This is a genomic window from Streptomyces sp. CLV115, from assembly GCF_038448545.1.
Taxonomy (GTDB): Bacteria; Actinomycetota; Actinomycetes; order Streptomycetales; family Streptomycetaceae; genus Streptomyces; species Streptomyces sanglieri.
Map to the genome: position 1 here is coordinate 1 of NZ_JBCEWQ010000252.1, position 7224 is coordinate 7224.

8 protein-coding genes and 1 rRNA gene are annotated in these 7224 nt (G+C 70.1%); all 9 read left to right on the forward strand.

Annotated elements, in window-relative coordinates; all coding sequences use genetic code 11:
- A 5S ribosomal RNA gene (gene rrf / locus AADR41_RS40275) occupies window positions 1-75 on the forward strand; the annotation flags it as partial.
- A gap of 74 nt (window positions 76-149) precedes the next feature.
- Window positions 150-794 carry an HAD family hydrolase gene (locus tag AADR41_RS40280; RefSeq protein WP_342287279.1) on the forward strand — a complete coding sequence of 215 codons (645 nt, stop codon included), beginning with the start codon at window positions 150-152 and terminating at the stop codon, window positions 792-794.
- Window positions 795-836: 42 nt separating this feature from the next.
- The gene (locus tag AADR41_RS40285; RefSeq protein ID WP_342287280.1) at window positions 837-2042 is read left to right on the forward strand and encodes an MFS transporter; all 1206 of its coding nucleotides are present in this window, start codon (window positions 837-839) and stop codon (window positions 2040-2042) included.
- The gene (locus AADR41_RS40290; protein WP_342287281.1) at window positions 2011-3183 is read left to right on the forward strand and encodes an acetoin utilization protein AcuC; all 1173 of its coding nucleotides are present in this window, start codon (window positions 2011-2013) and stop codon (window positions 3181-3183) included. Before AADR41_RS40285 ends, AADR41_RS40290 begins: the two co-directional genes overlap by 32 nt.
- Window positions 3184-3304: 121 nt before the next feature.
- On the forward strand, window positions 3305-4120 hold the full coding sequence (locus AADR41_RS40295; protein WP_342287282.1) for a phosphatase: 816 nt from the start codon (window positions 3305-3307) through the stop codon (window positions 4118-4120).
- Window positions 4121-4248: 128 nt separating this feature from the next.
- Entirely contained in the window at window positions 4249-4461 is a 213-nt protein-coding gene (locus tag AADR41_RS40300; RefSeq protein WP_014046653.1) for a helix-turn-helix domain-containing protein, read from the forward strand.
- A gap of 110 nt (window positions 4462-4571) precedes the next feature.
- A complete protein-coding gene (locus tag AADR41_RS40305) occupies window positions 4572-4670 on the forward strand; it encodes a 30S ribosomal protein bS22 (protein ID WP_003948845.1) in 99 nt (32 codons plus the stop codon).
- Window positions 4671-4881: 211 nt separating this feature from the next.
- Entirely contained in the window at window positions 4882-5976 is a 1095-nt protein-coding gene (locus tag AADR41_RS40310; protein WP_342287284.1) for an NAD-dependent epimerase/dehydratase family protein, read from the forward strand.
- Between the two features lie 15 nt (window positions 5977-5991).
- Window positions 5992-7056 (forward strand): lysophospholipid acyltransferase family protein, encoded by a 1065-nt coding sequence (locus AADR41_RS40315; protein ID WP_342287285.1) that lies wholly within the window; start codon window positions 5992-5994, stop codon window positions 7054-7056.
- The last annotated feature ends 168 nt before the right edge of the window (window positions 7057-7224 follow it).

A 7224-nucleotide genomic window follows, 5' to 3' on the forward strand; every position in this document is an offset into this window, starting at 1 on the left:
AACCCGGAAGCTAAGCCTTTCAGCGCCGATGGTACTGCAGGGGGGACCCTGTGGGAGAGTAGGACGCCGCCGAACTCCTTTTACGGGAAAGCCCCGTGTCCTTGTGGACACGGGGCTTTTCTGCGTTTCCGAACGTCTAGGCTCGAACCATGCGCTACGAACTGGTCATCTTCGACAACGACGGTGTGCTCGTGGACAGCGAGCCGATCTCCAACACCATCCTGGCCGAGTACCTCACGGAGCTCGGTCACCCCACCTCGTACCAGGAGTGCCTTCGGGACTACATGGGGGCCGCCGTGCACCGGGTGCACGATCTCGTCGAGGAACGGACCGGGGAGAAGCTGCCCGCGGACTTCGACGAGACGCTCCACTCGCGGATCTTCGCCGCGTTCGAGCAGGAGCTGGAACCGGTGGCCGGGGTCGAGGACGTACTGGGGAAGCTCGTGGCCGACGGGATTCCGTACTGCGTGGCATCCTCCGGCAGCCACGAGCGGATCCGGGTCGGGCATCGCAGGACCGGGCTCGACCAGTGGTTCGAGGAAGAGTGGATCTTCAGCTCGGAGGACGTCGGGCGGGGAAAGCCGGCGCCCGACCTGTACCTGCGCGCCGCCGAACGCATGGGCGTACCTCCCGAGCGCTGCGTCGTCATCGAGGACAGCCCGCTCGGAGTGGAGGCGGCCAGGGCCGCCGGGATGGATGTGTACGGGTTTACGTCGATGATGCCGGCGGACCGGCTCTCCGGGGTCACCGGGCATTTCTCCGACATGAGTCAACTCCGGGAATTGCTGGCCTGATCCATCTACCCACGGGTAGAAACTGGCCTTACGCTCGCGGCCATGACAGATGCTCGTTTGCGCCACGGCAGGGCCTCCCTCGCGGTGAGTTTCTTCGTGCAGGGAGTCACCTTCGCTCTGCTGGTGACGCGGATTCCCGCCATTCAGGACCGGTACGGGATATCCGACGGGCTGCTGCCCGTCTTCCTGGCCGCGGTGCCCATCCTGGCCGGAGTCGGCAGCGTGGTCACCGAGAAGGTGGTCGTGCGGGTGCGGCCCAGGGTCGTGCTCAGGTGGGCGCAGCCCGTCGTGATGCTCGCGCTGCTCGGAGCCGGCGCCGGGAACGCGCTGTGGGAGGCGGCCCTGGCGCTGGGCGTGTTCGGGCTGTCCGTCGGGGCGCTCGACGCCTCCATGAACATGATGGGCGTCAGCCTCCAGCGGGCCTACGGGCGATCCATCATGCTCGGGTTCCACGCCGCGTACAGCCTGGGCGGGATCGCCGGGGCGTCCATGGCCTGGGCCGGGGCGCACTGGGACCTCTCGCTGCTGGTCTCCTATCTGCCGGCGGTCGTCGTGCTGCTGCCCGTCGCGTTCATCGGGAGCCGGTGGTACGCCGAGGGCGCGGAGCCGGACTCGGAGACCGGCGAGGCGCAGGGCAAGGGGGCGGCCTCGGTCTCCTTCAAGCTGCTGATGCCGCTCTGTCTGGTGATGAGCTTCGCGTACATCGGGGACTCGACGGTCTCCAACTGGAGCGCCAAGTATCTGCAGGACGTGCTGGGGAGCTCGGAGCAGCTGTCGACCGTGCCGTACAACGTCTACATGGTGACGACCCTGCTGGGGCGGGCCGTGGGGGACCTCGGGGTGCGGCGGTTCGGGGCCGTGGCCGTGGTGCGGTTCGGGAGTGTGCTGGCCGCCGCCGGGTTCGCCGTGGTGGCGGTGGCCGGTGGGGCGTGGATCGGGATGCTCGGATTCACCATGCTCGGGCTCGGGCTCTGCGTGATCGTGCCGCAGACCTTCGCCGCCGCCGGGCGGATGTTCCCCGGGGCGAGCGATACGGCCATCGCTCGGCTGAACGTCTTCAACTACGTGGGATTCCTGGTGGGATCGCCGTTGGTGGGGGCGCTCGGGGACGCCTGGAGCTACCGCGGGGCGATGCTCGTACCCATGGTGCTGGTGCTCGCGACCCTGGTGTACGCCAAGTCGTTCGGCACGGAGCCCGCCCGATACGGTGGCGGGCATGAGCGGCCGCGCACAGTTGATGTGGGATGACGCAGTAACGGGATACGACTTCGGGGAAAGTCATCCGATGGACCCCGTCAGGCTCGCCCTGACCATGGGGCTGGTCCGGGCGTTCGGGCTCGACGGCGCGGTGGACGTGGTGTCGGCCAAGCCCGCCGGGGATTCCACGCTGCGGCTGGTGCACCGCGAGGACTATGTGGCCGCGGTCCGCGCCGCCTCGGCGGATCCGAGGCACGCCGACCAGAAGTACGGGCTCGGGACCGTGGACGATCCGGCGTTCACCGGGATGCACGAGGCCTCGGCGCTGATCGCCGGGCAGTCGGTGGCGGCGGCCGAGGCGGTGTGGCGCGGGGACACCGCGCACGCCGTGAATTTCACGGGCGGGCTGCACCATGCCATGCCGGGCGGCGCGGCGGGGTTCTGCGTCTACAACGACCCGGCGCTCGCCATCGCGCGGATGCTGGAGCTGGGTGCCGAACGGGTCGCGTACGTCGATGTGGATGTGCACCACGGGGACGGGGTGCAGGCGGCCTTCTGGGAGGACCCGCGGGTCCTGACCATCTCGCTGCACGAGCACCCGCGGACGCTCTTCCCGCAGACCGGCTGGCCCGAGGAGACCGGCTCCGGGGCGGGTGAGGGCAGCGCGGTGAATGTGGCGCTGCCGGCCGGTACGGGGGACGCGGGGTGGCTGCGGGCGTTCCATGCGGTGGTGCCGGAGCTGCTGGCGGACTTCCGGCCGCAGGTGCTGGTGAGCCAGCACGGGGCCGATACGCATTTCGAGGACCCGCTCGCCCATCTCGCGGTGTCGCTGGACGCGCAGCGCGCGGTGATGTCGGCCTGTCACGACCTCGTCCACGAGCACGTGGAGGGCGGTCGCTGGGTGGCGCTCGGCGGGGGCGGCTACGCGGTGGTCGATGTGGTGCCGCGGTCCTGGACGCATCTGGTGGGGATCGCCGCGCACGCGCCGGTGGATCCGGAGTCGGTGATCCCGTCGTCGTGGCGGGACGAGGTCTACGCGCGGACGCGGCAGTTGGGGCCGGCCCGGATGACGGACGGCCGTACGCCTTCCTGGAAGTCGTGGGAGGAGGGGTACGACCCCGCGGACCGGCTGGACCAGGCGGTGCGGGCGACGCGGCGGGCGGCGTTCCCCCTGCGGGGGCTGCTGGCCTGAGCCGGGCGGGGGCGGTCGCGATGCGGCCGTTTCCGTGCGGTGGCGCGTAATGGTTACGCCAACTGTGGGGCGTAGCCGGGCTTCCGGCCCTCCGTCCGGGTGATTGGGGGAGCATCGTGGGGTGTTGAGCACCGGAGCGCTGCGTGCGCATCTGCTGGCGGCCCGGCTGGCCGGGCCCGTGGCCACCTCGCGGGAGGTGAGTCTGCGGAGCTATCGGCTCTTCGCGGCCCGGGATCCGCGGGTGACGCTCGGTCTCGACCCCGGGCGGGGCTGGGCGGAGCAGGATCTGCTCCGGCTGATGGCCGACAGGTGCGGGGTCTCGGACGATCCCGCTCATGTCTCGGGACCGGATGTGATCGATCCGGAGCGGACCCTGGCGGGTCTGGACGCTTTTGCCGAGCGGCTCGCGCATGCCGCGGTCCGGCAGGCGCCGGTGCTGTTCGGGACCGGTCATCCGCACCGGCTGCTCGGGTTCTACGCAGCGCTGGCAGACGCCATGTCGGCGGCGGGGTGCTCCGTACTCACCCCCGCGCAGGGGCGATGTATCGACATAACGACCAGGTTCGGCGTACGCACGTGCAGCCTCGACTACGTACGGGGAGTCGCGATGGTGCGCGAACCCGGCGTGCGGTCGCGCGGTGGTGACACCGGCGCACATACCCATTCCCCGTTGCCGGTCAGGGTCGTCCTGGAAGCGGCGGCGGAGGGTCGGGGGCGGCTGCCGGAACTGGTCGTCGGGGACCACGGCTGGGTCTGCGGGGCAGGTCAGCTGGGTATTGAGGCGATCGGTCTCGCCGATACGGACGACCCCGCGCTGTTCGTCGGAGAGGCTGAGGGGCGGGTGGCTGTCACCGTGCCGCTCGACGACGGGGTGCCGTCCGCGTACTACCGGCCGCTGACGCGCTATGTACTCAATCGGGCGTTTCTGTCACGGTAGGCGGCCGATCGTCTCACCTCTTCCCCACTCGCATCACCCGCCCCTAATCTGGGGAGTGAGCGCACAACGACGAAGAGTCACCGGAGGGGAAGCCGGTGGGCGTCTCGTGCGGAAGGTACAGGTGGGTCATGGCTGCTGGCAGCGAGAGGCCTCTCAACGAGGTCAAGTTTCTGACCGTGGCGGAAGTCGCCTCGGTCATGAGAGTGTCGAAGATGACCGTGTACCGCTTGGTGCACAGCGGTCATCTGCCGGCGATCCGGGTGGGCAGGTCCTTCCGGGTTCCGGAGCAAGCGGTTCACGAGTATCTCCGCGAGTCCTTTGTGGGGGTGGAGTCCGCCTGAGGTTCACCTCGGATTACGCCCCTCACGCGCTGGCGGGTAGGCTAGGCCGACGTAGGTCGTGTGGGCCCAGACGCCCCGCACCAGTGAAGAAGAAGTGAGCGAGGGTAGTCGTGGGCTCTGTTATCAAGAAGCGGCGCAAGCGGATGGCCAAGAAGAAGCACCGCAAGCTGCTCAAGCGCACGCGCGTTCAGCGTCGCAACAAGAAGTAAGCGAACGCTGTTCGTGAAACCGCAGCCCTCCCGCCGTTCCGGCGGGAGGGCTGCGGTGCGTTTGCGGGGGCGGTCGCACCGGCGGTCTCCGCGGTGGCCGCCCGCATTCGGGCCAAAGACTTGTGGGAAGGCCGCCGCGCGGTCGTCACAGGGCAACATCCACCCGCTACGGTGACGGCCAGGGGAAACCTTTCGACGGAAGGCGCTGATCTTGGGGAAGGTCGTGCTGGTCACGGGAGCGGCCCGGCAGCTGGGCGGCCGCTTCGTGCGGCGCATCCAGCGTGATCCGGGTGTGGACCGGGTGATCGCCGTCGACGCGGTCGCGCCCGGACACGGGCTGGGCGACGCCGTTTTCGTGACGGCGGACATCCGCCAGCCCGCGATCGCGAGAGTCCTCGCCGAGCACTCCGTCGACACGGTGGTGCATCTGGACGTCTCGGCCAAGGCGGTCGGCACGGGCGGCCGGACGACGGTCAAGGAGACCAACGTCATCGGCACCATGCAGCTGCTGGGCGCCTGCCAGAAGGCGGCCGGTGTGCGGCGGCTGGTGGTCAAGTCCAGTACGAACGTGTACGGCTCGGCACCCCGCGACCCGGCGGTCTTCACCGAGACCACCCCGCCCAAGTCCCTGCCCAGCGGGGGCTTCGCCAAGGACACGGTGGAGGTCGAGGGGTACGTACGGGGCTTCGCGCGCCGCAGGCCGGATGTGGCCGTGTGCGTGCTCAGGTTCGCGAACATCCTCGGACCGCAGGCCGATTCGCCGCTGGCCGACTATCTGTCGCTGCCCGTGCTGCCGACGGTGTTCGGATACGACCCGAGGCTTCAGTTCGTGCACGAGGACGATGTCGTCGACGTCCTGGGCGTCGCGTCCGGCGAGCCGCGGCGCGGGACGCTGAACAGCGGCACGTTCAACATCGCCGGGGACGGGGTGCTGCTGCTCTCGCAGTGCTCGCGGCGGCTGGGGCGGCCGACGATGCCGTTGCTGCTGCCCGCGGTCACCTGGGTCGGCCAGGCGCTGCGTACGGTCGGCATGACGGACTTCTCGCCGGAGCAGATCCGGCTGCTCACCCACGGCCGGGTGGTCTCCACCGTGCAGATGCGCGAGACTCTCGGCTTCCACCCCCGGTTCAGTACCGCGGAGACGTTCGCGGAGTTCGCCGGCAGTCAGGGGCCCGGACTGCTGCCGCCCGAGGCGGTGGGCAGGGCCGTCGACCGACTGGCCGCGATGCCGTTCGCCGCGGCGGGCGGCGACGCCGCGGGGATCACCGGGGCCGGCGACACCGAGCCGGCCCCCAGCGCCAGGTAGAGGAGCGCATCGACGATGGCGGATGCCAAGGTCATTCCGTTCGACGACGACCGTTCGCGGACGGGCGGTTCGGCGCGCCCCGCACGGCGCCGGCCCTCGGGGGGCGGTGGCCGGGGGCCCACGGCGGCCTCCGCGGTGGGGACCGCGGCCGTGAGCGCCCTGCCCGGGCAGCAGGACGCCTCGAAGCAGCCCCAGGAGCCTCAGCGGGCCGGGCAGCCGGGCGTGGAGTCCGACGGGCGCGGCGGCTGGGACCGGCGGATCGCCGGCGGACTCGCGTTCCTGCGGCGGCGGGTCACCGGTGAGTACGACGTCGACGAGTTCGGCTACGACGAGGAGCTGACCGATCAGGTCCTGATGTCGATGCTCCGGCCGGTGTACGAGAAGTACTTCCGGGTCGAGGTGAAGGGCATCGAGAACATCCCGTCCGAGGGCGGGGCGCTCATCGTGTCCAACCACTCGGGGACGCTTCCGCTGGACGGGCTGATGCTCCAGGTCGCGGTGCACGACAACCATCCGGCGGGCAGGCATCTGCGGCTGCTCGCCGCCGATCTCGTCTTCATGCTGCCGGTGGTGAACGAGCTGGCCCGCAAGGCCGGGCACACGCTGGCCTGTGCGGAGGACGCGGAGCGGCTGCTGCGGCGGGGTGAGGTCGTCGGAGTGATGCCGGAGGGGTTCAAGGGCATCGGGAAGCCGTTCGGGGAGCGGTACAAGTTGCAGCGCTTCGGGCGGGGCGGCTTCGTGTCCACGGCGCTGCGGGCCGGGGTGCCGATCATTCCGTGCTCGATCGTGGGGGCGGAGGAGATCTACCCGATGATCGGCAACTCGAAGACGCTGGCGCGGCTGCTGGGCTTCCCGTACTTCCCGGTCACGCCGACGTTCCCGTGGCTCGGGCCGCTCGGGGCGGTGCCGCTGCCGACGAAGTGGACGATCCAGTTCGGGGAGCCGATCTCCACCACCGGGTATCCGGTGGAGGCGGCGGAGGATCCGATGCTGATGTTCAACCTGACGGATCAGGTGCGGGAACAGATCCAGCACACGCTGTACAAGCTGCTGGTGCAGCGGCGGTCGGTGTTCTTCTGAGGGCGGTGCCGGTACGCGTGGGCGTACGGCACGCGGAGGGGGACGGACCCGGTGAGCCCGTCCCCCTCCGCGTACGAGGTGGCGCTAGTCGTTCTTCAGGTCCTCGCCGTTGATCCCCAGGCCCGGTAGGAGGCCGGGGAGGAGCGGTGGGAGGGTCACGTCCGGGGC

Excerpts from the sequence above, each read along its gene's own strand:
- AADR41_RS40280 (WP_342287279.1), top strand. The coding sequence starts at position 150 with ATGCGCTACGAACTGGTCATCTTCGACAACGACGGTGTGCTCGTGGAC.
- AADR41_RS40285 (WP_342287280.1), top strand. The coding sequence starts at position 837 with ATGACAGATGCTCGTTTGCGCCACGGCAGGGCCTCCCTCGCGGTGAGT.
- AADR41_RS40290 (WP_342287281.1), top strand. The coding sequence starts at position 2,011 with ATGAGCGGCCGCGCACAGTTGATGTGGGATGACGCAGTAACGGGATAC.
- AADR41_RS40300 (WP_014046653.1), top strand. The coding sequence starts at position 4,249 with ATGGCTGCTGGCAGCGAGAGGCCTCTCAACGAGGTCAAGTTTCTGACC.
- AADR41_RS40315 (WP_342287285.1), top strand. The coding sequence starts at position 5,992 with ATGGCGGATGCCAAGGTCATTCCGTTCGACGACGACCGTTCGCGGACG.